The following is a 24,902-nucleotide window of genomic DNA, read 5'->3' as shown; positions in this document are numbered from 1 at the left end:
GGCTTAGCGTGTCTGCTTTCGGTGTCACTCCCATCGCCTACGATGACAGCACCGGCGAAGGAGGACGTATATGGGCGCCATGGATGAGCTGATCAATTCCACGGTGGTGACCGAGCTGCGCTCCATACTCATGGGCGCCAGTCCGGGCATTGAGCTGCCAACACTGGAGCGCTCACATGGTGACCTCGACGGGCAACGCCTCCGGCAGCGGGTGGATGTAGTGAGGGATGCCCTCCTTCAGGACTTACCGGCGGGATCCTCCGATGTTCAGAGGATCATGATCGATGCTCTCGACGACCCCCGCTTTACGGGATGGATGGTCTGGCCGGCCACCGAAGTGGTGACCGGAAGGGCACTTCACTCGGGATCGCTCACCGATTTTGATGCTGCGCTCGCGGTCCTGTCCCGCCTGACGGGGAGGCTCACGGCAGAGTTCGCCATCCGCGACCTCATAGCTGCCCGGCCGGAACGAGCCATTGCGACGATGCAAACCTGGACGAATCACAACGACGAACACGTTCGCCGACTCGCAACGGAGGGCTCCCGCGCCTACTTGCCGTGGGCCAAAAGGGTGCCGTGGCTGGTGGCCAATCCAGCGGCAACCCAGGAGATCCTTGATGCCACCTACCAGGATCCCACCGACTATGTCCGACGCTCCGCAGCGAACCATCTTAACGACCTGAGCCGGATCGATCCGCAGCTGGTGCTGGCTACTGCCCGCCGTTGGTCTGGAAAGCCGGATGACACCACACCCAAGGTGATCCGCCATGGGCTCAGGACCCTGGTTAAACAAGGCAATCCGGACGCGCTCGCCCTCCTGGGCTACACCGGCGGCCAGCTGGTGGTCAGGGAGCCTCACCTGCGCCACACGGCAGTCGCTTGGGACGGAACCGTGGAATTTTCAGTCGAGGTAGTCAACGAAGGCCCCCAGCCCGCCAACGCAGCCATCGACTACTCCATCGGGTTCCAGCGTTCCAACGGCACGGTCAGCGCAAAGACCTTCAAGCTCACGTCCCGCCGCATTCCACCCGGCGAGACCGTCACAGTCACAAAAACACACTCATTCCGCCCCATAACAACCCGCTCCTATTACCCAGGGCAGCACTACGTTGTGGTCCAGGCAAACGGCGTCGCGTCGACCCCTGCGCACTTCGTCCTGGACAAGCAGGAGCTCAGCTGAACCGGGTGCCCGGCAGCGTGCTTCAGCTCCTCATCAACCGCCGCATCTGCTCACCGGCGTCACTCCCGGGTGCAGGTGTATAGACCACGATGTGGAGGTCCGGCCGGTCCGATGGGGAGACCTGGTGGTGCTCCATGTGGAGAACGCCAACCGCGGGGTGGTGGAACTGCCGCTCGCGGGATTCGAAGCCCAGGATGTCGTACCGGTCCCAGCTCTCTTGGAACTCCGGGCTGGCTGCTTTGAGCCGTTCCACCTGGTACTCCACATCCGGATCACCCAACCGTTGGCCGGTTTCGGCCCTGAACTCAGCCAAAAAGCGTTTGCTCGTGACGTCCCAGTCCGGGAGCAGGTCACGAATGTAGGGATCGGTGAAGACAAGCCACAGCAGGTTCCTGTCCGAGGCATCGAACGTTCCGATGTTGGGGTACAGCGCCTCGTACGCGCGATTCCAACCGGCGATGCCCCAGTCCGGGGATAGCGCGTAGGAAGGGTTGGGGTCCAGGGCATCCAGCAGGCGTTGGACATGGGCCGGCGCATCGGCAGCCACCGGGCCCTTCGGTGGAGCGGAGGAATAGCCACCCAGGGAAAGCACGTAGCTCAACCCGGTATCGGAGAGATGCAGCGCCCGCGCTATGGATTCCAGGACCTGCCGCGAGGGACTGATGTCCCGGCCTTGCTCCAGCCAGGTGTACCAGGTGACGCTCACGCCGGACAGGAAGGCGATCTCTTCCCGGCGAAGCCCTCGCTCGCGGGATCGTCCTACCGGGGGCAGCCCGTAGTCCGAGCGCAGGGCCTGGGTGCGGCGTGTCCTGAGGTATAGCCCCAGCTCCTTGCGTCTCTCATCTTTCACGCCTTCAACACTATTACTCTGGTACTTGCACTACTAGTAGCAACACCGTCTTCCACCGACCAAGGAAGAACAGCAGGATGGTATTTATGCCTGCACTACGCTCAAGAACAGTTACCCATGGCCGCAACATGGCCGGCGCCCGCGCACTGCTTCGCGCCTCCGGCGTCGCCAACACGGACATCGGCAAGCCGATCATCGCCGTCGCCAACTCCTTCACCGAGTTCGTCCCCGGCCACACCCACCTGGCTCCCGTGGGCCGGATCGTCTCCGACGCGATCCTCGCCGCCGGCGCTGTTCCGCGCGAATTCAACACCATCGCCGTGGACGACGGCATCGCCATGGGCCACTCCGGCATGCTCTACTCCCTGCCGTCCCGCGACCTGATCGCCGACTCCGTTGAGTACATGGTCAACGCTCACTGCGCCGACGCCCTGGTCTGTATCTCCAACTGCGACAAGATCACCCCCGGCATGCTCATGGCGGCGCTCCGCCTGAACATCCCCGTAGTGTTCGTTTCCGGTGGTCCCATGGAGGCCGGCCGCGTAACCCTGACGGATGGGTCCGTCCGCTCCCTGGACCTGGTCAACGCGATTGCCGACGCCGTGGACGAATCCATCTCCGATGAAGACATCAACCTCATCGAAGAGAACGCCTGCCCCACCTGCGGTTCCTGCTCGGGCATGTTCACCGCCAACTCCATGAACTGTCTCGCCGAGGCCATCGGCCTGGCCCTGCCGGGCAACGGCTCCGTGCTCGCGACCCACACCGCCCGCAAGGCGCTGTACGAGAAGGCCGGCGCCACCGTCGTCGATCTCGTGAAGCGCTACTACGACGGCGACGACGACTCCGTCCTGCCGCGCTCCATCGCCACCGCCGAGGCCTTCGACAACGCCATGGCCCTGGACATCTCCATGGGCGGCTCCACCAACACCATCCTGCACCTGCTTGCCGCGGCGCAGGAGGCGGGCGTGGAGTACGGCCTGGCCGAGATGGATGCCAAGTCCCGCCAAGTGCCTTGCCTGGCCAAGGTGGCCCCGAATGTTGCCGGGGACAAGACGTATTACATGGAGGACGTGCACCGCGCCGGTGGCATCCCCGCCCTCCTGGGTGAGCTGAACCGTGGCGGTCTCCTGCACAAGAATGTTCATTCCGTGCACTCCAACGACCTGGACGGCTGGCTGGACGACTGGGACGTCCGGGGCGGCAAAGCCACCGCGGAGGCCCAAGCGCTGTGGCACGCGGCTCCCGGTGGCGTCCGCTCCTCCACCGCGTTCTCGCAGTCGAACGAGTGGACCTCCCTGGACACCGACGCCGAGGGTGGCTGCATCCGTTCCGTGGAGCACGCTTTCTCCAAGGATGGCGGCCTGGCGGTGTTGCGCGGCAACGTCGCAGTGGACGGTGCCGTGGTGAAGACCGCAGGCGTGGACGAGTCCATCTGGATCTTCGAAGGCCCGGCCGTTGTGTGCGAGTCACAGGACGAAGCCGTGGAAAAGATCCTGAACAAGTCCATCAAGGAAGGCGACGTGGTGGTCATCCGCTACGAAGGCCCCAGGGGTGGTCCGGGCATGCAGGAAATGCTCTACCCGACGTCGTTCCTCAAGGGCCGCGGCCTGGGCAAGAAGTGCGCCCTCATCACGGACGGCCGCTTCTCCGGCGGCACCTCAGGCCTGTCGATCGGCCACATCTCCCCGGAGGCTGCCTCCGGCGGCGCGATCGCCCTGGTTGAGGACGGCGATATCATCAGCATCGATATCACGCAGCGCTCCCTCCAGTTGCAGGTCTCCGACGAGATCCTCGCCGAACGCCGCGAAAAACTTGAAGTCAACGGTGGCTACAAGCCAAAGGACCGTGAACGCCACGTCTCACCCGCGTTGCGCGCTTACGCCGCCATGGCACTGTCCGCGGACAAGGGCGCCGTCCGCGACGTCTCGCTGGTGGAAAACCTGTAACGCACCGCGGCACGCGAACGTCGACCTGCCCGGTTGGGCAGGTCGACGTAGCGGAATTGGTCTGAGCTAGTTAATGGCTGCCTTCAGTTCCTTGGCGGCCAACCCGGGGTCTGAAGCGCTGTAGATGGCACTGCCTGCAACGGCGACGTCTGCGCCAGCCAGCTGCACGGCTGCAATGGTTCCGACGTTCACGCCACCAGCTACGGAGAACGGCACGCGTGCTTCCTCGCCTGCGTTGAGCAGCGTGCGCAGGTTGTAACCGGGCTGTGCCTGCTCATCCAGGCCTGCATGGAACTCAACGAACTTGGCCCCCAACGCGCGGGCTTCCTTGGCGCGGGAAACCTTGTCCGCCACACCGATCAAGTCCACCACGATGCCTTTGTTGTGAGTCTTCGCGGCCTTGACCGCGCCGGCAATGGTGGAGTCATCGGCCGTGCCCAGGACCGAGACCAGGTCCGCGCCGGCGCTGAAGGCCATGTCGGCTTCGAGCTCACCTGCATCCATGGTCTTCATGTCCGCGAAGACGATCTTGCTGGGGTGGGCTTCCTTGATCGCGGTGACTGCGCTCAGGCCTGCAGCTTTGATCAGCGGTGTGCCGAGCTCGATGATGTCCACGTGCTCGGCCACTTTGGCGGCCAGTTCCAAGGCGTCCTCGACGGTGAGGAGATCCAGTGCTACCTGAAGTTTCATGGTGTTCTTCTTTCATTCGGATGTTTCGTTTGGAGCGGGTAATGCAGGCTGGGGGTGGGAGCTACTCGAGATTGGCGTGGCGCAGCCAGAGGTGTTCCGCAGGCTCGTTGGTGTCCTCCCAGAGCGTTTGGAACACTGTCTCCGTTGCAAGGAAGAGGGATTGCTCGAACAGGCTGCCGGAGTACTGGCGGGAACGGCTGGAGCCGTGATCGGTTTTCTGCGCTGCGGGTATGATCACCAGCGCATCGGCCAGGGCGGCCAAGGGTGATTCCTGGTTGGTGGTCACGGCGGCAACGTCCGCCCCGGCGGCGGCTGCGGTTTGCGCTGACTTGACCACACCTGAGGTGGTTCCCGAGCCGGATGCCACCAGCAGGAGGTCACCAGAGGCGATGGCGGGCGTGGTGGTGTCGCCGGCAACATGGACCGTCAGGCCCAAGTGCATGAGTCGCATGGCTGCCATGCGAAGAACCAGTCCGCTGCGCCCGGCTCCTGCGAGGAAGACACGCTCTGCCCCTCGGATTCTGTCGGCGAGGACTGCCAGCTGGTTGACGTCGATCACGTTGGTGGTGCTGACCAGTTCGTCCTGGATCAGGGACAGGTTGAGCGCGGCCCGGGCTGGCGTTTGGCTCAGGGCGGGCTTTTCTGCGACAGCGTCCACACTCTCTCCTTCAGTAACCGTGGTGTTTGCTTCCCTTCCAGCTTGGTGCAGTCCAAGGGTGGGGAGAACGCTGATTTGTGACAGTCTCTCCTATCCGTTTGGGTAGTACCGGACCCTGTTTGGCACATATGCTGGCCGAATGCAGAACTGGGCACTCCTCCACTCCGTCAGCGACCTGGCCGCCGCGCCGCTGAACCGCATTGCCGAAAGCCTCCGTGAGGCCACCCTCCCGTTCCTGGCAAGCAGTGCCCTGGTCATCTTCACGGAGGACTGCACGGGACGGCCCCAGAAGAAGGCGGGCGACGAAAGCATAGTCAGCCGCGTGTCCATCACGGAACTGGACCAGTTGCGCTCGGCGATGCCGGGTGAGGATCCGTGGCGCACGTCCGCGGTCATCGCCGGTGAGGAGCGGCAAGTCCTTGCCTTGGGCTATGCGCCCAGCCAGGCGCTGCTGGTACTGACCGACCCCTCCGTGACTGCCGGGTTGGAAGGATCGGAAGCAGCAGGGGAAGCGCTCCGTCTTCTCAGCTATCTGTGGGGATTAACCGCCCGACGCATCCAGGAGAAGGTAACCGACGCGCCGCCGTCGTACCTTTTGGAATCACGGGCCGCATCCGCTGAGCGGATCCGCGTAACGGCCGAGCTGGTCGACCAGCACTCCACGACCCTTGAAACGCTGCTGGCGGCCTTGCGGTCGACCTCCATGAACGACGCCGCGGCGCGCGCCTCCGTGACGGACCTAGCCGTCAAGGCACTGGTGGATTTGCGGACGCTCAGCGACCGGACCAGTGATCTGGTGGAGGAACCGGTGGCGACCGCATTTGAGCGGCTTCGCGAAGACCTCCGGCCCCTGATGCACTTCAGCAATATCGACATCCAGTTCATCGAGCCGCCCGCCAACGGGCGTGCACTCCCTGGTGAAGTTGCCCATGCTGCCCGCGCCGTTGTCCGTGGGCTTGTGCTGGCCATCGCGGAGCAGCCGGACGTCCGCCGGGTCAGGGCACAGTGGGATTGCGACGGCGAGAACCTGCTGATCAATGTGCGCGACGACGGCCTGGGCGCCCTCTCGCCGGATTCTCCCAACATCGTCCGGCTGCAGCAGCGGGTGCAGGCAGTTGACGGGCGGATGTCCCTCGAGGTGATGCAGGGCTGGGGTGCCGATATTTCCGTGGTGTTGCCGCTGGATCCGCCGGCGGCTCCAGCAGGTGATGTTGCGGTCTGGAATCTGGCGCCCCGCGAGTTGGAGGTCCTGCAGTTGCTCACTTCAGGGCAGCGGAACCGGAGCATCGCTGGTGCGCTCCACATCAGTGAGAACACTGTGAAGTTCCATATCCGGAACCTCTTCCGGAAACTCGACGTGCGTTCCAGGACCGAGGCGATTGCTTTGGCGCACTCAGCTGGCCTGCGGTAAAGGAATCTATTTCGCACGACATCATGAACGCACGACGTCGGTGGGCGGCTTTTGTTTATGGGACGAACCGGTAGCCCATCCCGGGCTCGGTGATGAAATGGCGCGGGTTGCCCGGTTCAACTTCCAGCTTTCGGCGGAGCTGGGCCATGTAGACGCGCAAGTAGTTGGCTTCCTTGGCATACGCCGGGCCCCAGACTTCGCTGAGGAGCTGCTGTTGGGTGATCAGTTTGTCCGGATTGCGGACCAGGATGTCCAGGATGTTCCATTCGGTGGGCGTCATCCTGACGTCCTGTCCGGACTTGGTGATTTGCCTCTTCGCAAGGTCCACGGTGAAAGAGCTGGTCTCGATCGTGGTGGTTTCCCCGATGGATTCGGTGCTTCGCCGCAGGATGGCCCGGAGGCGTGCCAGCAGTTCGTCCAGTCCGAAGGGCTTGGTGATGTAGTCGTCCGCGCCGGCGTCGAGGGCTTCCACCTTGTCGCTGGACCCGTGCCGGGCTGACAGGACCAGGATGGGCACGGCGCTCCACTCGCGGAGCCGGGTGATGACCGTGGTGCCGTCGATGTCCGGCAAGCCCAGGTCAAGGATGACGACGTTGACTGGCCGTTGCGCGGCAGCGTGGAGTGCCGATTCCCCATCCATGGCTGTTGTGACGGTGTATCCCTGCCCTTTGAGGGTGATGGCAAGTGCGCGGACAATGTGGGGATCGTCGTCCACTACCAAAACGCTATTCATGCCGGATGCCATTCACTGGGTGTCTTTCGGGGGACGGAAGGAAGTACACGCCCGTGGATAAGGGCAGCCGGATCACCATGGTCAGGCCGCCGCCGGGCGTTTCCTCGGCGGTGAGGGTGCCGCCCATTGCCTCGGTGAATCCCTTGGCCACGGCGAGTCCCAACCCCACTCCAGTGGCGGCCGGGACGTCGTCGAGCCGCTGGAAGGGCTGGAACATTTGGAGCACGCTGGCCGCGGGGACACCTTGTCCATGGTCGATGATTCGGAGTTCGCTGGCCGGTTGCCCGGCCAAGGTGGTGGTGCTGAGTCCGCCGGCGGCGCCAACAATCACGATGTCGGAGTTCGGCGCGTATTTCACGGCATTCTCCACGATGTTGGCAACCACCCGTTCAAGCATGCCGGCGTCGGCGTCCACCTCGGGCATGTTGGGGAGGAGGTCCACACGGACCCGTCCAGCCGGGACTCCGTGAAGTGCAGCTGGAATCACGTCGAACCAACGGACGGGCTTGATCAGGGCGTTCACAGAATCGGACGTAATCCGGGACATGTCCAGGAGGTTGCCCACCAGCACGTCCAAGCGGTCCGAGCATTCATCGATGGTGGCCAGGAGCTCCTGTTCCTCTTGTTCCGTGTAGTGGATACCGGGCTGCCGCAGGCCGCCGACGGCCAGTTTGATGCCGGCCAGGGGGGTGCGGAGGTCGTGGGATACGGCGCGGAGAATGGACGTGCGCATCGTGTTGCTTTCGGCCAGCCGCATGACTTCGCGGCGGCTCGCTGCAAGTTGCCGGCGTTCCAGCTGTGCTGAGAGGTGTGAGCCGAAGGCACCGAGCAGGCGGCGGTCGCTGGCAGGGAGGACCCGGCCGGTCAGGACCAGTCGCGTGCTGGCGTCGATCTGTTCGATGTTCTCGTTGTCGTCCGGGGCTTCATCCCCGGCCGCGGCTACGAGACGCCAGCCGCCGTCAGGAGAAGAAGACTCGTAGAGGGCGGCCCGGCGGACTTGGAAGACGTCCACAGCCTGCTCCAGCAGGCCCACCACCGTGTCCTCGGCCGTGGTCGCTCCGCGGGTGAGATCGCCCAGGGTGGCTGCTTCCGAACGGGCCCGGGCGGCCTCCTTGGAGCGCCTGGCCGAAAGGTCCACCACCACGGCCACAGCCGAGGACACCCCGGCGAAGACCAGCAGTGCCAGCAGGTTCTGGGGATCGCTGATGGTCAGGGTGCCAAGGGGCGGAACGGAGAAGAAATTCACCAGGGCACTGCTCCACAGGGCACCCAGCAAAGCGGGCCACAGGCCACCCACCAGGGCAACGGCAACAGAACCACTGAGCTGGACCAGGACGGCCGTCGCGATGTTGTGCGATGGGCTTGCGGCCAACAGGAGTTGCAGCAGGACGGGCACCACAATGGCCATGGCAAAGCCAACCATCACCCGGACCCGGCCGAGGTCGCGTGGCCGCGAAGGCTCCTTGCCGCGGCCACCAAGGGGATGCGAAACCATGTGGACGTCGATGTCGCCCGAGTCCCGGACCACTTTGTTCCCTACGCCGCCGGTGAGCCGCCCGGCCAGGGCCTTCCGACGCGATACGCCCACCACGATCTGGGTGGCATTGACGCTTCGGGCGAAGTCGAGCAAGGCTTTGGCGGGGTCCTCACCAGCCACAATGTGGTAGCTGCCGCCCAGATCCCGGATGAGGGTGCGTTGGGCTTCCAAGGCCTGCGGGGATTCGGCGGCCACGCCATCGGCCGCGCGAACATGGACGGCCAGCAGATCGCCTCCGTTGACACGTTTGAGGATCCTCGCGGCCCGTCGGATCAGGACCTCACCTTCGGGACCACCTGTCAGTCCGATGACGATGCGTTCCCTGGCCGGCCAGCTTTCCTCGATCTGGTTTTCTTCACGGTAGCGGGCCAGGCCTTCGTCCACCCGGTCCGCAAGCCACAGCAGGGCAAGCTCGCGGAGCGCCGTCAGGTTACCCACCCGGAAGTAGTTGGACAGGGCCGCGTCGATCTTGTCCGCGGCGTAGATCTTGCCGTCGCCCAGCCGCTGCCTCAGCAGTTCCGGTGAGATGTCCACCAGGTGGATCTGGTCGGCGCGACGCACGACGTCGTCCGGGACAGTCTCCGCCTGGTGCACATCGGTGATGGCGCTGACGACGTCGCCCAGGGAGGCCAGATGCTGCACGTTGACGGTGGAGAGGACATCGATACCCGCTTCCAGCAGTTCCTCAATGTCCTCCCAGCGCTTGTGGTTGCGACTGCCGGGGATGTTCGTGTGCGCGTACTCGTCAACGATGGCTATGCGCGGCCGACGCTCCAGGACGGCGTCCAGGTCCAGTTCCTCAAACGAACTGCCCCGGTAGTCGATGCTCCGGGTGGGGATGACTTCGAGCCCTTGGGTCAATGCGCGGGTATCGGCGCGGCCGTGGTGCATGGCGAAGGCCACCACCACGTCCTCGCCACGGCCAAGCAATCTGTGGGCTTCCTCGAGCATGGCGTAGGTCTTGCCGACGCCCGGGGCGGCCCCCAGGAATATTCTCAGTGTTGCCCGCGCCATAACGTCATTCTTCCACTCGGAACGGGAGCCTACTGGTCATTGCCGGCCGCGGCGACATCCAGGTTCAGCAGTGTCACGTTGACCGACGGTTGGCCGAGGAACGCTTCCAGCCCGCTGCTCGTCCGCTTGTCCACCAAACCCTGCACAACGTCCGTGCTGAGCCCGTGGGCTGCAGCAACCCGGGCGACCTGGAGGGCCGCGTAGTCAGGTGAGATGTGCGGATCAAGGCCGGACCCGCTGGCCGTCACCGCATCGGCGGGGACGTCGGCCTCACTGACGCCTTCTGCCGCGGCCACTGCGGCGCGGTTGGCGGCAACGGCGTCGAGCAGTTTCGCGTCGTTGGGGCCCAAATTGCTGGCCGAAGACGATGCGGGATCCCATCCGACGGCCGAGGGCCGTGCGTGGAACCACGCGGGATCCTGCGTGCCGGCGTCGTCCGCAGACACTTGGGCGATCAGTGCCGATGCCGCGGGTTCGCCCGCAGAGTCCTTGACCACTGAACCGTTCGCTTGGAAGGGAGCCACCAACTGCCCGACCCCGAAGATCGCAAGCGGGTACAGGAGCCCCAGGACGATGGTCGCGAGAAGCAGGAACCGGGCTGCGGTGCCCGCCTGGCGAAGATAACCGGTAAACACATTCATGGTGGAGTCCTAGCCGATGCCGGGGATGAGGGAAATGATCAGGTCAATGAGCTTGATCCCGAGGAACGGTGCCACGAGGCCGCCGAGGCCATACAGCAGCAGATTCCTGGCAAGCGCTTGATTCGCGGACACGGCCCGGTACTTCACGCCTCGCAGCGCCAAAGGAACCAGTACCAGGATGATGAGGGCGTTGAAGATCACCGCCGAAAGGATGGCCGACGACGGACTCGCCAGGCCCATGATGTTCAGCATCCCGAGTCCCGGGAACGCAGCGGTGAACAGCGCCGGCACGATCGCGAAGTACTTCGCCACGTCATTGGCCACCGAGAACGTGGTCAGCGCCCCGCGTGTTATCAGCAGTTGCTTGCCGATGCCCACGATGTTGATCAGTTTGGTGGGATCGGAATCCAGGTCCACCATGTTGGCCGCCTCCTTGGCAGCGGGTGTTCCCGAATTCATCGCCACGCCCACGTCAGCCGCGGCCAACGCGGGGGCGTCGTTGGTGCCGTCACCCGTCATGGCAACCAACCGCCCTTCGCCCTGCTCGCGCCGGATGACGTCCAGTTTGTCCTCGGGCGTGGCTTCCGCCACGAAGTCGTCGACGCCGGCCTCCGCCGCGATTGCCTTTGCCGTCACGGGGTTGTCGCCGGTGATCATCACCGTGCGGATCCCCATCCTGCGCAGCTCCGCGAAACGGGCGTGCATGCCGGGCTTGACCACATCGGCCAGGTGCACTGTTCCCAGAACCCGGGCGCCGCCGTCGTGCGTGTGCTCGGCGACCAGCAGCGGCGTGCCGCCCTCGGCGGAGATTTCCTGCACTCGACGCTGGACTTCTGCAGGCATGCGCCCACCGGCTTCGGCGACGAAGCGTTCGACGGCGGCCGCGGCGCCTTTGCGGATCAGGCGCCCGTCGACGTCCAGGCCGCTCATGCGTGTGCTGGCCGTGAACTCCACGATGCTGATGTCCTTGGAGTCCTTACGGAGCTGGTCAAGCTCCGGGCCGTCCACGCCTTTGTCGTTGGCGAGTTCCACAATGGAGCGGCCCTCAGGGGTTTCATCCGCGAGGCTGGACAACCGGGCCGCGGTGATGAGTTCGTGGCGTTCCACGTCGTTGGCCGGGAAGAAGTTGACCGCCCGCCTGTTGCCGTAGGTGATGGTGCCCGTCTTATCCAGCAGCAATGTGGTGATGTCACCGGCAGTTTCCACTGCCCGCCCGGAGGTCGCCAGCACGTTGTGTTGGACCAGTCGGTCCATGCCGGCGATGCCGATAGCCGGAACCAGGGCGCCAATGGTGGTGGGAATGAGGCAAACGAGGAGGGCGACCAGGACGATCGGCGACGGCGTTGCTCCCGCCAGCGACGCGAGCGGGGCCAGGGTCATGGTGACCACCAGGAACACGATGGTCAACGAAACCAGGAGCACGTGCAGGGCGATCTCATTGGGAGTCTTTTGACGGACGGCTCCCTCAACGAGTTTGATCATCCGGTCAATGAACGTAGCTCCGGGTTCAGCCGTGATGCGGACCAGGATCCGGTCCGACAAGACCTTGGTACCGCCGGTCACTGACGAACGGTCACCGCCGGACTCCCGGATGACCGGTGCTGACTCGCCCGTGATGGTGGACTCGTCCACGCTTGCCAGGCCTTCGATGATTTCGCCGTCGGAGGGGATAACGTCACCCGCTTCGCAGATGACGACGTCGTTGAGCTTGAGGTCCGTGCCGGCCACTTCCTTGGTGGTTCCATCGTCCAGCCGCAGGCGGGCCAGGACGCCCTTGCGGCTGGCGCGGAGGCTGTCCGCCTGGGCTTTCCCCCGGCCCTCGGCGATGGCCTCGGACAGGGTGCCGAACAGGACCGTCAGCCAAAGCCACGCCGTGACAACAATGCCAAAGACTGCCGGTTTGAACACACAAATCAAGGTGCAGGCGGCGGCTCCCACCAGCACCACGAACATGACGGGCGAATGGACCATCTGCCGGGGATCCAGCTTTTTGAACGCCACCGGCAGGGCCGCGCGGAGAGTGGCGGCATTGAGTTTGGCCGGAGCCTTGGTGTGGTGTTTGTGTTCCCCGGGTGTTCCGAGTGGGTTGCCGTCAGCGTAGGTGAGTGCTGACGTGTCCGCGGCTGTAGCCGTGCTGGACCGGGTCATTTGATAAGTCCTTCTGCGAGTGGGCCCAGGGCGAGGGCAGGGAAGTAGCTGAGGGCCGTCATGATCACGGTGACGCTGAGGAGGAGTGATCCGAAGAGCCCTCCGTGGGTTGGCACGGTTCCCGCTGATGCGGGGATCTTCCGTTGCCGCGCCAAGGACCCGGCCAGTGCCAGGACCAGGACGATCGGGAGGAAGCGACCCAGCAACATGGCAATTCCGAGCATCACGGACAGATACGGTCCGGAGCTGGTGATACCACCGAAAGCTGAGCCGTTGTTGTTGGCGCCTGAGGTGAAGGCATACAGCAACTCACTGAACTGGTGGGGTCCGGCCGCCGGCGCGTTGGCCATGACGTCAGGGAGCAGCGCTGTGATGCCTGCCAGGACCAGCACCAGGGTGGGGGTCACCAGGATGTAGAGGGCCGCGAGCTTCATTTCCCGCGGGCCGATCTTCTTGCCCAGGAACTCCGGCGTCCGGCCGACCATCAGGCCTGCGATGAAGACGGCGATAATCGCCAGGATCAGCATGCCGTACAGCCCGGAACCGGTGCCTCCGGGGGCCACCTCGCCCAGCATCATGTTCACCATTGCGATTCCGCCCGCGAGAGGGGGAAGGGAATCATGGGCCACATTCACCGCTCCGGTGGAGGTGAGGGTGGTGGACGCGGCGAAGATGGAGCTTGCGGCTGGCCCCAGGCGTTGTTCGAAGCCTTCACCCAAGCCTCCGGCCGCCGACGATGCAGCCCCTTGGCCCGACGCGACCGCCCAGCCCATCAGGGCAGTGGAGGTCAGCCAAAGAGCGGCCATGACGCCGGCAACGGTGAAGCCTTGGCGCCGGTCGCCGACCATCCTTCCGTAGGTATAGGGAAGGGCGGAAGGGATGAGCAGGATCAGGAACACCTGGAACAGGCTGGTGAAGACACTCGGATTCTCGAAGGGGTGGGCTGAGTTGGCGTTGAAGTAGCCGCCACCGTTGGTGCCCAGGACCTTGATGGCCTCCTGGGAGGCTACCGGTCCGCCAGGTATCACCTGGGTGACCCCCGTGGCTTGGTTGGCGACCTCGGTGGACCAGAAATTCTGTACGACGCCGCCCATCACCAACGCGATGGCGCCCACTGCGGCGATGGGCAGCAGGAGCCGGAAAGATGCCCGGGTGACATCAACCCAGAAGTTACCCAAACGGTCCGTCTTTGTCCGCACGATGCCGCGGATCAAGGCCACCGCCACCACGATTCCAACTGCGGCGGAGAGGAAATTCTGCACTGCCAGGAGGCACATCTGGACGAAGGTGCCCACGGTGGCCTCAGGCACGTACGTTTGCCAGTTGGTGTTGGTGACAAAGGAGATGGCCGTGTTCATGGCGATCCACGGATCCACGCCCGGAAGCCCGTTGCCACCGGGCAGCAGACCCTGAAGCCGCTGCAGGGCAAAGATAGCCAGGATGGAAACGGCCGAAAAGACCAGAACGCTGCGCAGATACACAGACCAGCTCTGTTCAGTTCCGACGTCCACTCCCGCGAGCCGGTAGAACACCCGCTCCAACCTGGAATGTGTGCTCCCCGCGAAAACGCGTTCCATGTAGAGGCCCAAGGGCTTGTGCAACAGAAGCAACGCGAGGAGAAGGACAACTATTTGGGTGATGAATGCTGCCGTGCTGAAAACCACTTGCCGTCACCACTTTTCCGGGTGAAGCAACACAGCCAGCAAGTACCCGGTCATGGCCAGGCCCACGATGAACAACGCAACCCACATGATGGCGTCCAGATTCATTGCCCGCTCACCGGGCCCTCGCCGTCGATCATTTTGCCCAAAAGGTGGGCCACCCACATCACGATTCCCATGCTCACCACGAGAATCGCCACAACAGCCACGTCGGCCATTGGAACGTCCTTTCATCCGCGCCCCGTTCGCGGGGCTGATGTCAGTCAACCCCCGTGAAAGTGGCCAAAAGGCGTTCCTTACGGTTCCTTAACGCGGCGGCCCCAAATCTTGACGCGCTCTTAACGTTCCCCCGTATGGCGGGCTTCCCAAGGCAGCAGGGTGTCGCGGCCAGCGACCCGGTTCACGCATGCCTGGGCAATTTATCGTTCAGAGGCCAACAAATTTGCGCCATTGTGGGCTATCTTGATCGTTAGGCGGCTCAAATTGACAATTCCCCCGGGAGGGTCCGCAGGCTGCTGAGTAATAATGCTGTTGTTTCATGTTCTGCACGTTTGTAATTGTTCTGTATCGATGAAAGGAAAAGCCTTGGCTGTTTCTGTTGAATTGGGCAAAGCACTCGACAAATCCTACGAAAATGCAAGCCTGGACGAAGTCCTCGCCGCACCGCCGTCGGCGCTTGCCGGACTGACCGAAAAACACGATGAATTACTTGCAGGGCTGGGCATCAAGACGGTGCGCGATCTCGGCAGCAACAAGTTCTTTGCCACCGCCGGCGTGCTGGTGGCGTTGGCTGGAAAAGCTGACTGAAAGACTCAACGCCAAGCGAACGACGACGGGACTTCCCGTCGTCGTTCGCTTTGTCAGCGCAGTATCTCCACCAGGGCCACCCACGAAAAAACCACCGCACCGATCAGCGCGATGATCGTTCCGAGGGCCACCACCACCAAACCGGCCGGAAGGGATATAACGATCAGGACGCCGCCCACGGCGTATATCACCAAAGGGAAAACGAACGAGGCGATGTGCTGGGCATCCCAGCGGTGCTGATGCCCGGGAGTGTCGTCCTCCAGGAAGGTGGTTTACCCGGCAACAGGTGACGGGAGGCCGAACTCTTCCTACGATTAGGCCCATGGAACCCATGGACAATGCCGAACACATCCGAAGCCTGCACGAATTGGTAGTCGGCAGCTCAGACATCCACGGAATTTTGAACGGCGTGACTGGCTTCGCCTCCGACGCAATGAGCAAAGTGGCCGGGGAGAACATCGATTGTGCCCTCACACTGCGTCGCCGCAAACGGACCTCCACTGTTGCAGGTAGCAGTGAGAGGGCAATTCAGCTGGACAAGATTGAACAGGCCCTGGGGCAGGGCCCCTGTCTGGAAGCGTTGGACGCCGGCCGTCCGGTGCTGCTGGCAGACGTTGCCACCGACACCAACTGGCCGGAGTACAGCCGGGCTTTGGCTGCAGAAGGTATCCACAGTGCCTTGGGTGTACCGATGGCCCTGGGTGAGACATCCCAGGCGGTCATCAACTTCTTCGCCCCGAAGGCGGGTACATTCACTGATGCTGTGATAGCCGAAGCTGCCTCGTTCACGGAGGTCACGGGAAGTACCCTGCGTCTGGCCATCCGGATCGAAACCGTGGAGCAACTGAACGCGGACCTGAAGACGGCGATGTCCTCCAGGACTGTCATTGACCTTGCCTGCGGCGTCATTATGGCCCAGAACCGTTGCAGCCAAGACGAGGCCTTCGACTTCCTGACCAAGGCCTCGAGCCACAGGAACAAGAAACTGCATGCCGTCGCAACGGACATCATCGCGCACTTGAGCGGCAGCACCGAAAGCCATCTGCGCTTCGAAGACTGAAACCAGCGGTACAGCCCCCTCAGCAGTTCCACAATCTGCTCACGCTCGCGCGGTGGTGCCGGAATCCTGGCGTCCTCATGAGCATCAACCCAGTGTTTGCCGCGATCATCGGTGCCGTAGCCCTGCATCAGGACCTTGCCGTGGGGCAGTGGGCCGGGATCGGTCTGATCGTCGCAGCCATTGCGGCCGTGCTGCTGCTAAGCGGGTGCCGGGAGTCGTCGCGGCAACCTTGCGTTGATAGCCACGGCCCATGAGGGCCAAACTGATGATGGGTGCGAACAGCAGGAGCAGCAGGACGCTGCCCGTACCGGCTAGACCCGCCAGGAACACCAGTCCTGCCATGAACAACAGGCGGAAGTCCGGCGCTTCGGGCAACACAAAGGCGGCCGTCATGGCCATTCCGTGGGGTGAGTTCATTTCTTGCTCCTGGGGCGCATCCGTTGGCAGTTTTTCCGTCCACTGATAAGTGGGCGGAACCAGCTGAAAGTGACGCGGGTTCAGGCGGCCTTGTTGGTCAGGGCCGGCGCAACGGCATGTCCTTGGCCAGTTTCACCACGATCTTCTTGTCATTGCCTGGGTCCAGGGGGTCGTACCAGAGAGTGGTCTCCTGGCCGTCCACTACAGGCTCGGCGGCAGTAATCAGCAGCGGGCGCTGGACCCAGCGTTGGGTCCCGTTCGCATCGTGGAAAGTGAAAGTCACAGTAGTGAGGATCTTGGCGCTGTCGCTGAAGGACAGGTAGCCCTTGTCGGTGACCCTCGCTGACGTCATGGTGCCGGTGCTCATCACCATCGCTTCGCGGTGCGCGATGGCCCTGCGGGTCCTTGCGCCGATGATTCCCAGGATGCCGAGGAACAAGGCAATGGCCAGGCAGCCGGCGCCCACCCAGGTGAGCAGCGGCGTCAGGCCCGACTGGACCGCGATCGCTGCGACTCCGAGCGAGGCGCCAAGCCACGCCAAGGTCCCACCAAGGGCGAGTCCGAGTTTGCTGTGCTTTATGGCCACGGCAGTCCACGCGATGGAGCTCAGGACCAAAACCGGGATGCTTGAGACGATCGCGATCATGGGCAATGCCGGCGGTTCGACCTCTTCCAACAGGGCCAGGTGCGGCCAGCCATAACCTGCGGCGAGTCCGCCGATGAATTGGAAGGCCAGCGCCAGCACGATGCTGACCGGACCGGGGCGTTTGTTTGCGCGGAGTTTCCTGAGGGCGATGGGGTCCACAGTGCTCATGGGGCCCATTAAACAGGGTGGATGCAGTCATTCGGTGCTAGCCCTGCATCCGTTGCCTGAATTTCCGCGGCGTCTCGCCGGTTTCCCTGAGGAACTGACGGTTGAAGTTGGACAAGTTGCTGAAGCCTACCTCGTAGCAAATGTCCGATATTGGCTTGTCGGTGCGTTCCAGCAGGCGCCGTGCATGGGCCAGCCGCAGCTTCCGGACAAGGTCCGTGAAATTTTGCCCGGTGGCACGTTTGAAGTATTTGGAGAACGTGGGCTCGGCCATGCCCACCATCGCTGCGGCCTCTGACATGGAGACGCTGCCGGCATGGTTGCTGAACACGTACTCCAGGACAATGTCCACCACAGCTTCGGCCTGGCCGTCCAACTGCGGCCGGAACCATTCGTCGGCGAGATATTTGCGTTCGTGGTCCGGTGCCCGGGAGAGGATCGCGAACAGGGCCAGCAGGTGACGCAGCCGTTCCAATCCAGTGGAACTGCCCATGGCTTCAATGGAGGCGGCTGCCGTTTGTGCCGTCTGGCCAAAGAATTCGATCCCACGAGCCGACTGTTCCAGGAGCGGCAGTACCTCGGTCAGTTCGGGCACCAGTACAGCAGCCTGCTCCACCCATTTGCCGTCGAACTGGATCACGGCATCGCGATTTTCAAGGACTTCCCCTGGGTCGAGGTCGCTGACCCAGTCGTGAGGTAGTCCGGACCCGACCAACGCGACGTGGCCGGCCTCGAAGGTGCCGATATGGTCGCCCACAATGAACTTCCCGGTGCCCTTGCGGATCAGGTGGATCTCGTACTCGGGATGATAGTTCCAGCGGGCTATAGGGCTGGGGTAGTCGTGTTCGTGCCATCTGACCGAATGATGTGGATCTTCGGGAATCACTTCGCGGTTGGCGCGCATCCCCACCAGACGGTGTGCCAGCCGCGTCGCTGCACCGTCTCCAGGATCGGTTGGACTCATCAGAGGCCTCCAGGGGAGCAGGGAAAATAAGTATCAGTATGCGTCATCAAGGACGCTAGTTGTGTCCCACCCCACACGCCTAGTGTTGAGGAACACAGCGAGGCTCCCCGGATATCCCGGCTGAATGCCCCGCCCAGGTCTTGTACTTCCACGCAGTAGTAGGAGTGCGGAGACTGCGCACCCCCATGAAGAACGAAGGAGTCCTCAATGCGCCCAAATACACGTGCGGCAGCCCTTGCAGCCGGCGCCCTGTGCATCGCGCTCACCGCCACGGCCTGTGCCGGAGCGGGCGGAACAGGGGCTGGTGACCGGAACAGCATCAGCGTCCTCATGGTCAACAACCCGCAGATGGAAGATCTGCAGAGGCTCACTGCGGATAACTTCACCAAGGAGACCGGCATCCGGGTCAACTACACGGTGCTGCCGGAGAACGATGTCCGGGCAAAGATCAGCCAGGAGTTCTCCAGCCAGGCCGGCCAGTACGACGTCGCCTCGTTGTCCAACTACGAGATCCCGTTCTACTCGGCCAACGGCTGGTTGGCGCCTCTTGACGATGTCGCGGACGACCCGGAGTTCAATCAGGCCGACATCCTCCCGGCCTACACCGCGTCCCTCACCGGCACCGACGGCAAGCTCTACGGTGAGCCGTTCTATGGCGAATCCTCATTCCTGATGTACCGGAAGGACGTTTTCGACGCCAAGGGCCTCACCATGCCGGACAAGCCCACCTGGGACGAAGTGGCACAGCTCGCCGCCAAAGTAGACGGTGCGGAACCAGGGATGAAGGGCATCTGCCTCCGGGGCCAGCCTGGGTGGGGGCAGGTCTTCGCGCCGCTGACAACGGTGGTCAACACCTTCGGCGGTACGTGGTTCGACAAAGACTGGAACGCCAAGGTCAACTCGCCCGAATTCACTGAAGCAACAGAGTTCTACACCAAGCTGGTCCGGGAACATGGTCAGGCCGGCGCAGCCCAGGCAGGCTTCACCGAATGCCTGAACAACCTCACCCAAAGCAAAGTGGCAATGTGGTACGACGCCACGTCGGCCGCCGGAGCACTGGAGGCCGAAGCCTCCCCGGTGAAGGGCAAGATCGGTTACGCACAGGCCCCAGTGAAGGAAACCGCATCCTCCGGTTGGTTGTGGACGTGGTCCTGGGCCCTGCAGGCGGCTTCAAAGAAAAAGGACTCCGCCGAAAAGTTCATCGCTTGGGCCAGCTCCACGGACTACGAAGAACTGGTGGCCTCCGAACTCGGCTGGGCAAAGGTGCCCTCGGGCAAGCGCATCTCCACGTATGAGAACACCGACTTCCAGGACGCCGCCCCGTTCTTCGAAGCCGAACGTTTCGCCATTGAGAACGCAGACCCTAAGAACCCCGGCCTCCAGGAGCGGCCCGCCGTCGGAATCCAGTTTGTCGGCATCCCCGAGTTCGCCGCGCTTGGCACCAATGTCTCCCAAGGCGTGAGCTCTGCAATCGCCGGTCAAGGGAGCGTGGCCGATGCGCTGGCCAAGGGCCAGGAGGCCGCGCAAAAGGTTGGCGACAAATACAAGAAGAAGCAATAACGGAAACCCCAGGAGAACATCATGACTACCGCAACGGCGCGCATCTCCCGCCCGGGACAAGCCACAGCCAAACCTTCACGCACCAAAGCATCTCGACAACGCGCCCTCGCCTGGGCACGGCGGGCGCCGCTGCTTCCTGCCCTCATCTTCCTCATCATCGTCACGCAACTGCCGTTCGTGGTGACCCTGATCATCTCGTTCCTGAACTGGAACAGCCTGAGCCCCGGCACCACCGGCTTTGCTGGCTTCGAGAACTACGTCACGGTCCTCACCGATCCCGACCTCCGCCAAGCAATCTTCACCACCATCCTCCTCACGGTGGCCGTGGTCCTGGCTAGTCTGGTCATCGGCCTGGGACTGGCGCTGCTGCTGGACAAGAAATTCATCGGACGCGGCTTGGCAAGGACGCTGCTGATTGCACCGTTCCTGGTAGTGCCCGTGGCCGCTGCCCTGATTTGGAAGCACGCCCTTCTCAACCCCACCTACGGCCTGATCAATGGCGTCCTGACGTGGACCTGGTCCCTGTTTGGCAGCGATACTCCTCCGCAGCTGGACCTGCTGTCGCAAGCACCGCTGATGGCCGTCATCATCTCGCTGGTGTGGCAGTGGACCCCTTTCATGATGCTCATCCTGCTGGCCGGCCTGCAGTCGCGGCCCATGGACACCGTCGAGGCAGCCCAGATGGACGGCGCTACGCCGTGGGCCATCTTCCGGCACCTGACGCTCCCACACCTGCGCCAGTACCTGGAACTCGGAGGCCTGTTGGGTGCGATCTACATCGTGCAGAATTTCGACGCCGTTTTCACCCTGACGTCGGGTGGCTTGGGTACCGCGAATCTTCCGTACGCGATTTACCAGACCTTCTACTACGCCAATGAATACGGGCTGGCCTCCGCGGCCGGCGTCGTGGTGGTCATTGGCACCATCCTCGTGGCGACGTTCGCCCTCCGCACCGTTTTCTCGCTCTTCAAGAAGGAGGCAGCACGATGAGCACACTCAGTCCCGCCGCAGCCCGCACGACGCCTGAAAAATCGAGCGCGCCCGCCGTTGTCCGACGTGGCGGCAAATCCCGGATGGATCCCACGCGAAACAACACGGCCGCCGGCATCACAGCCTGGCTGCTGGCATTGCTCTTTGCCACACCCGTCCTCTGGATGATCCTGACCTCGTTCCACTCCGAGACGGACGCCGCCACCAACCCGCCGTCATTGGCTGCCAATCTCACCTTGGACGCCTACAAGGAGTTCTTCGGGGAGACCTCCGGGGTTAGTCCGTGGCCTTCGCTGATCAACTCCGCCACCGCCTCCATCATGTCCACGGTACTGGTGCTCGCCCTGGCCATTCCCGCCGCGTATGCCCTGTCCATCCGGCCGGTGAAGAAGTGGACGGACGTCATGTTCTTCTTCCTCTCCACCAAGATGATGCCGGTGGTCGCAGCTATCCTGCCGCTCTACCTTTTCGCCAAGACAGTGGGCGCACTGGACAACATCTGGTTCCTGATCCTCATGTACACGTCCATGAACCTGCCCATCGCCGTGTGGATGATGCGGTCCTTCCTCGCCGAAGTCCCCGTCGAAATGCTGGAAGCGGCACAGATCGACGGCGCCAACCTGATCCTCACGCTCCGCAAGGTGATCGCACCTGTGGCGATGCCGGGCATCGCCGCCACAGCCCTGATCTGCTTCATCTTCAGCTGGAACGAACTGCTCTTGGCCCGGGTGCTCACAGGCGTTGTCGCCGGCACGGCCCCTGTGTTCCTGACCGGATTCGTCTCCAGCCAGGGCCTCTTCCTCGCGAAAGTCTGCGCGGCCGCCGTCGTCATTTCGCTCCCTGTACTGTTCGCCGGATTCGCGGCGCAGGACAAGCTCGTCCAGGGCCTCTCGCTCGGCGCGGTCAAGTAATTCAGCGCGGTCAAGAAACCAACTCCAAGGACTTTCATCATGACAACCTCAACCACTCAAGCCCCTCTGCCCAACCAGCCCGGGCTGCCGGCCACCATGCGTGCGGCCATCCTGCAGCGCCAAGGCGAGATGACCATGGAAACCCTGCCCATCCCGCACCTCGAAGCCGATCAAGTCCTGGTGCAGGTATCCGCCGTCGGAGTCTGCGGAAGCGACGTGCACTACTACGAGCACGGCCGGATCGGCGATTACGTGGTGGACCACCCCTTGATCCTCGGCCACGAACTCGCGGGGCGGATTGCCGCCGTCGGAAGTTCCGTGGACCCGGCCCGCATTGGTGCCAGAGTCGCCGTCGAGCCGCAACGCCCGTGCCGGACCTGCAAGCAGTGCAAGGCAGGACGCTACAACCTCTGCCCCGAGATGGAGTTCTACGCGACCCCTCCCGTGGACGGTGCTTTCGCCGAGTACGTCACCATCCAAAGCGACTTCGCGCACGACATCCCGGACAACGTCAGCGACGAAGCCGCTGCCCTGATCGAGCCGCTCTCGGTAGGGCTCTGGGCGTGCGAACGCGCTGAAATCAAGCCCGGCAGCCGGGTCCTGATTGCCGGCGCCGGCCCCATCGGCATCATCGCCGCGCAGGCCGCCCGGGCCTTTGGCGCAAGCGAAATATATGTCACGGACATCGCCGGGGACCGCCTCGCCTTCGCCTTGGAACACGGCGCCACCCACGCGCTGAACGCGCTGACGGACACCGTGGAAGGGCTCGACGTCGATGCCTTCATTGACGCTTCCGGCGCACCTCAAGCTGTCCGTTCCGGCATCAAAGCAGTGGGGCCCGCAGGCCGGGTGATCTTGGTGGGACTCGGCGCAGACGACGTCGAACTGCCCGTTTCCTACATCCAGAACCGCGAGATCTGGCTCTCCGGCGTGTTCCGCTACACCAACACCTGGCCCCTTGCCATCCAACTGCTCGCAGACGGCAGAGTGAACCTGGATGTCCTGGTCACCGGCAAGTTTGCCCTCTCCGAGTCCGAAGCCGCACTCAAGGCCGGCAAACAGCCCGGCCAGCTCAAAGCCGTGGTGTACCCGGGAGAGCGTGCGTCAAGGGCGACGGCGTTGCCAGATTGCGCGCCCGAAAACAATTTTTGAAACACCGCGTCACGTTTACGCAGGTCAGAGCACATATTCAGTGCCCATGTCGCTGAACTGCGGAATGCGCCGTTGCCCTTTTCGGCTGCGTTGCGGTTCATCGACGGAGTTAGCAGCGATGGGTGTGGCGGGTTCTGGGGCCCGCCCGGGGCGCCGTCGCTGCGTAAAACGGGGCTAGTGCGGTCGGTCGTCTGAGTCGCGATCGACCGCACGATCCTTTTCTACGGCCGAATTGTGAGCGCAATTAGGTGTTTGTAGGCAGTTTGCCCAAGCTCTGGTGAATTCCGGAGATGTAAACCTAAACTGACCGCATGGCGCAGACCCAGACCCGCATTATTCGCACTGTTTCCCTGGCCTTCGTTGCTGCTTCTTTTCTGGCAGGCTGTGCGGGAAGCGGCACCAGTCCATTCGTCGGAGTCTGGGGCGACACCAGCGATGCCAAGCAACCGTCCCTCGATATGAAGACCGACGGCAGCGCCACGGGAACTGACGGTTGCAACAGGCTGGTCGGCTCCTGGAAAGAAGACGGCAAAACCATCACGTTCGGGGGTTTCTCGTCCACTCGCATGGCTTGTGAGGGCGTTGACACGTGGCTGTCGAATGCCGTGACCGCCAAGATCCAGGAAGACGGAAAGCTGGCAGTATTCGGCCAGGGCGGGGATGATCTCGGCACGCTTGCCCCCGGCAAATAGCAGGTGTCTCACGATCAGGGTTCATAAGCCAATCTTTGGGGGCAGCCGTGTTGGATTCGAATGTTGAAGGCGTGGAGCAGTCGGTCTCCACAGGAACATTGCCCGGCTGGGAGCAGGTTGATTCGCTGGTCGTCGAATCGCATAGCCGGAATCGTGCGTGCAAGGACGGTGCTGTCGCAGACTACATTCCTGCCTTGGCACATGCCGATCCGGAACTCTTCGGCGTCTGCTTGGTGGAGGTGGACGGCGGAGTGCATGCGGCCGGCGACGCGAACGTGGAGTTTTCCATACAGTCCATTTCCAAGGCTTTCGTTTACGCCTTGGTCTGTGGGGAATTTGGCCATGCCGCTGTGGCAGGCCTTGTGGGCGTCAACAACACCGGCCTGGCGTTCAACTCCGTGATTGCCCTTGAGCTCAACGACGGCCATCCCATGAACCCCATGGTTAACGCGGGTGCCCTGGCCACCACAGCACTGATGCCCGGCAGTACTCCCGATGAGCAATGGGAGGCCATTCACTCAGGACTATCGGCTTTCGCGGGTCGGGACTTGGTGCTGGATGAGGAGGTGTGCCGGTCCGAGGCAGCCACCAACACCCGCAACCGTGCCATTGCCCGCCTATTGGAAAGCTACGGGAGGATCGCTCGCGATCCGATGGAAGTGGTGGACGTCTATACCAAACAATGCGCACTCCGGGTCAGTGCCCGCGACCTTGCCATCATGGGCGCCACACTCGCCGATGGCGGCGTCAACCCTGTGACAGGCACGCGGGTGGTCTCAGCTGACGTCTGCCGGGACACCCTGGCGATCCTTGCAGCAAACGGGCTGTACGAAAGGTCGGGGGAATGGTTGTTCGAGATCGGCCTTCCGGGTAAGTCCGGAGTGTCCGGCGGCCTGCTGACCGTGTCTCCCGGGAAGGCCGGAATCGGGGCCTTCTCTCCGCGGCTCGATCCCGCCGGCAACAGCGTTCGTGGCCAGCAGGCCACAGCGTATCTCTCCCGCGTCCTGGGCCTGAACATCTTCGCTTCCCGGGCACAAGGTCAACCAAACGATTGATGGTCCGGCAG

General features: G+C 63.2%; 24 protein-coding genes. 11 read left to right on the top strand and 13 right to left on the bottom strand.

What is annotated here, in order from left to right; genetic code table 11:
* Positions 1 to 70: 70 nt before the first annotated feature.
* Positions 71 to 1,180, top strand: a complete 1,110-nt coding sequence (locus ACSSVG_RS08330) for a DNA alkylation repair protein (RefSeq protein ID WP_492418362.1) — start codon at positions 71 to 73, stop codon at positions 1,178 to 1,180.
* A gap of 22 nt (positions 1,181 to 1,202) precedes the next feature.
* Here ACSSVG_RS08330 and ACSSVG_RS08325 read toward each other — a convergent pair whose 3' ends face one another.
* Positions 1,203 to 2,030, bottom strand: a complete 828-nt coding sequence (locus ACSSVG_RS08325) for a helix-turn-helix transcriptional regulator (RefSeq protein WP_492418360.1) — start codon at positions 2,028 to 2,030, stop codon at positions 1,203 to 1,205.
* Positions 2,031 to 2,116: 86 nt separating this feature from the next.
* Between ACSSVG_RS08325 and ilvD the strand changes: the two genes are divergently transcribed.
* Entirely contained in the window at positions 2,117 to 3,979 is a 1,863-nt protein-coding gene (gene ilvD, locus ACSSVG_RS08320) for a dihydroxy-acid dehydratase (RefSeq protein WP_492418358.1), read from the top strand.
* Positions 3,980 to 4,045: 66 nt separating this feature from the next.
* Here ilvD and hxlA read toward each other — a convergent pair whose 3' ends face one another.
* Both hxlA and hxlB read right to left on the bottom strand, forming a co-directional pair.
* Complete coding sequence (hxlA, locus tag ACSSVG_RS08315) at positions 4,046 to 4,669, bottom strand: 3-hexulose-6-phosphate synthase (RefSeq protein WP_492418356.1); 624 nt, start codon at positions 4,667 to 4,669, stop codon at positions 4,046 to 4,048.
* Positions 4,670 to 4,730: 61 nt separating this feature from the next.
* Positions 4,731 to 5,327 (bottom strand): 6-phospho-3-hexuloisomerase, encoded by a 597-nt coding sequence (gene hxlB / locus ACSSVG_RS08310; RefSeq protein WP_492418354.1) that lies wholly within the window; start codon positions 5,325 to 5,327, stop codon positions 4,731 to 4,733.
* A 139-nt stretch (positions 5,328 to 5,466) separates the two neighbouring features.
* On the opposite strand from hxlB, the gene ACSSVG_RS08305 reads away from it, so the two are divergent.
* On the top strand, positions 5,467 to 6,738 hold the full coding sequence (locus ACSSVG_RS08305; protein ID WP_492418352.1) for a helix-turn-helix transcriptional regulator: 1,272 nt from the start codon (positions 5,467 to 5,469) through the stop codon (positions 6,736 to 6,738).
* 55 nt (positions 6,739 to 6,793) lie between these two features.
* Here ACSSVG_RS08305 and ACSSVG_RS08300 read toward each other — a convergent pair whose 3' ends face one another.
* From ACSSVG_RS08300 to ACSSVG_RS08275, 6 genes are read right to left on the bottom strand one after another with little or no spacing between them, the layout of a single operon-like run.
* The gene (locus ACSSVG_RS08300; protein ID WP_492418350.1) at positions 6,794 to 7,471 is read right to left on the bottom strand and encodes a response regulator; all 678 of its coding nucleotides are present in this window, start codon (positions 7,469 to 7,471) and stop codon (positions 6,794 to 6,796) included.
* Positions 7,464 to 10,022 (bottom strand): DUF4118 domain-containing protein, encoded by a 2,559-nt coding sequence (locus tag ACSSVG_RS08295; RefSeq protein WP_492418348.1) that lies wholly within the window; start codon positions 10,020 to 10,022, stop codon positions 7,464 to 7,466. The genes ACSSVG_RS08300 and ACSSVG_RS08295 overlap by 8 nt, the downstream gene beginning before the upstream one ends.
* Before the next feature lie 29 nt (positions 10,023 to 10,051).
* Positions 10,052 to 10,663, bottom strand: a complete 612-nt coding sequence (gene kdpC, locus ACSSVG_RS08290) for a K(+)-transporting ATPase subunit C (protein ID WP_231340537.1) — start codon at positions 10,661 to 10,663, stop codon at positions 10,052 to 10,054.
* Positions 10,664 to 10,672: 9 nt separating this feature from the next.
* The gene (kdpB, locus tag ACSSVG_RS08285) at positions 10,673 to 12,811 is read right to left on the bottom strand and encodes a potassium-transporting ATPase subunit KdpB (RefSeq protein WP_492418346.1); all 2,139 of its coding nucleotides are present in this window, start codon (positions 12,809 to 12,811) and stop codon (positions 10,673 to 10,675) included.
* Positions 12,808 to 14,475 carry a potassium-transporting ATPase subunit KdpA gene (gene kdpA / locus ACSSVG_RS08280; protein WP_492418344.1) on the bottom strand — a complete coding sequence of 556 codons (1,668 nt, stop codon included), beginning with the start codon at positions 14,473 to 14,475 and terminating at the stop codon, positions 12,808 to 12,810. The genes kdpB and kdpA overlap by 4 nt, the downstream gene beginning before the upstream one ends.
* 6 nt (positions 14,476 to 14,481) lie before the next feature.
* Positions 14,482 to 14,580 carry a potassium-transporting ATPase subunit F gene (locus ACSSVG_RS08275; RefSeq protein WP_159708520.1) on the bottom strand — a complete coding sequence of 33 codons (99 nt, stop codon included), beginning with the start codon at positions 14,578 to 14,580 and terminating at the stop codon, positions 14,482 to 14,484.
* A 477-nt stretch (positions 14,581 to 15,057) separates the two neighbouring features.
* Between ACSSVG_RS08275 and ACSSVG_RS08270 the strand changes: the two genes are divergently transcribed.
* Complete coding sequence (locus tag ACSSVG_RS08270) at positions 15,058 to 15,279, top strand: hypothetical protein (RefSeq protein ID WP_253465852.1); 222 nt, start codon at positions 15,058 to 15,060, stop codon at positions 15,277 to 15,279.
* 53 nt (positions 15,280 to 15,332) lie between these two features.
* Here the strand turns inward: ACSSVG_RS08270 and ACSSVG_RS08265 are convergent, their stop codons facing one another.
* Positions 15,333 to 15,473 (bottom strand): hypothetical protein, encoded by a 141-nt coding sequence (locus ACSSVG_RS08265; protein ID WP_231340541.1) that lies wholly within the window; start codon positions 15,471 to 15,473, stop codon positions 15,333 to 15,335.
* 128 nt (positions 15,474 to 15,601) lie between these two features.
* On the opposite strand from ACSSVG_RS08265, the gene ACSSVG_RS08260 reads away from it, so the two are divergent.
* Entirely contained in the window at positions 15,602 to 16,339 is a 738-nt protein-coding gene (locus tag ACSSVG_RS08260) for a GAF and ANTAR domain-containing protein (protein WP_492418341.1), read from the top strand.
* A gap of 105 nt (positions 16,340 to 16,444) precedes the next feature.
* Here ACSSVG_RS08260 and ACSSVG_RS08255 read toward each other — a convergent pair whose 3' ends face one another.
* The 3 genes from ACSSVG_RS08255 to ACSSVG_RS08245 form a co-directional block, all read right to left on the bottom strand.
* Positions 16,445 to 16,756, bottom strand: a complete 312-nt coding sequence (locus tag ACSSVG_RS08255) for a hypothetical protein (RefSeq protein WP_231340543.1) — start codon at positions 16,754 to 16,756, stop codon at positions 16,445 to 16,447.
* Between the two features lie 97 nt (positions 16,757 to 16,853).
* Complete coding sequence (locus tag ACSSVG_RS08250) at positions 16,854 to 17,570, bottom strand: hypothetical protein (RefSeq protein ID WP_231340544.1); 717 nt, start codon at positions 17,568 to 17,570, stop codon at positions 16,854 to 16,856.
* Between the two features lie 37 nt (positions 17,571 to 17,607).
* Complete coding sequence (locus ACSSVG_RS08245; protein WP_492418340.1) at positions 17,608 to 18,531, bottom strand: AraC family transcriptional regulator; 924 nt, start codon at positions 18,529 to 18,531, stop codon at positions 17,608 to 17,610.
* A gap of 207 nt (positions 18,532 to 18,738) precedes the next feature.
* On the opposite strand from ACSSVG_RS08245, the gene ACSSVG_RS08240 reads away from it, so the two are divergent.
* The 6 genes from ACSSVG_RS08240 to glsA all read left to right on the top strand — a co-directional run bounded on the left by ACSSVG_RS08240 (position 18,739) and on the right by glsA (position 24,891).
* Entirely contained in the window at positions 18,739 to 20,091 is a 1,353-nt protein-coding gene (locus ACSSVG_RS08240; protein ID WP_492418338.1) for an ABC transporter substrate-binding protein, read from the top strand.
* Between the two features lie 21 nt (positions 20,092 to 20,112).
* Complete coding sequence (locus ACSSVG_RS08235; RefSeq protein ID WP_492418336.1) at positions 20,113 to 21,081, top strand: carbohydrate ABC transporter permease; 969 nt, start codon at positions 20,113 to 20,115, stop codon at positions 21,079 to 21,081.
* Entirely contained in the window at positions 21,078 to 21,992 is a 915-nt protein-coding gene (locus ACSSVG_RS08230; RefSeq protein ID WP_492418334.1) for a carbohydrate ABC transporter permease, read from the top strand. Before ACSSVG_RS08235 ends, ACSSVG_RS08230 begins: the two co-directional genes overlap by 4 nt.
* A 39-nt stretch (positions 21,993 to 22,031) precedes the next feature.
* On the top strand, positions 22,032 to 23,144 hold the full coding sequence (locus ACSSVG_RS08225) for an NAD(P)-dependent alcohol dehydrogenase (protein ID WP_231340548.1): 1,113 nt from the start codon (positions 22,032 to 22,034) through the stop codon (positions 23,142 to 23,144).
* A 311-nt stretch (positions 23,145 to 23,455) separates the two neighbouring features.
* Positions 23,456 to 23,836: an META domain-containing protein gene (locus ACSSVG_RS08220; RefSeq protein ID WP_492418332.1), complete on the top strand. Its 381-nt coding sequence runs from the start codon at positions 23,456 to 23,458 to the stop codon at positions 23,834 to 23,836.
* Between the two features lie 47 nt (positions 23,837 to 23,883).
* Positions 23,884 to 24,891 carry a glutaminase A gene (gene glsA, locus ACSSVG_RS08215; RefSeq protein WP_492418330.1) on the top strand — a complete coding sequence of 336 codons (1,008 nt, stop codon included), beginning with the start codon at positions 23,884 to 23,886 and terminating at the stop codon, positions 24,889 to 24,891.
* Positions 24,892 to 24,902 lie beyond the last annotated feature (11 nt).

The sequence above is a fragment of the Paenarthrobacter sp. E2MeOHC11 genome (assembly GCF_058744955.1).
This window is presented reverse-complemented; position numbering and strand designations above follow the sequence as displayed.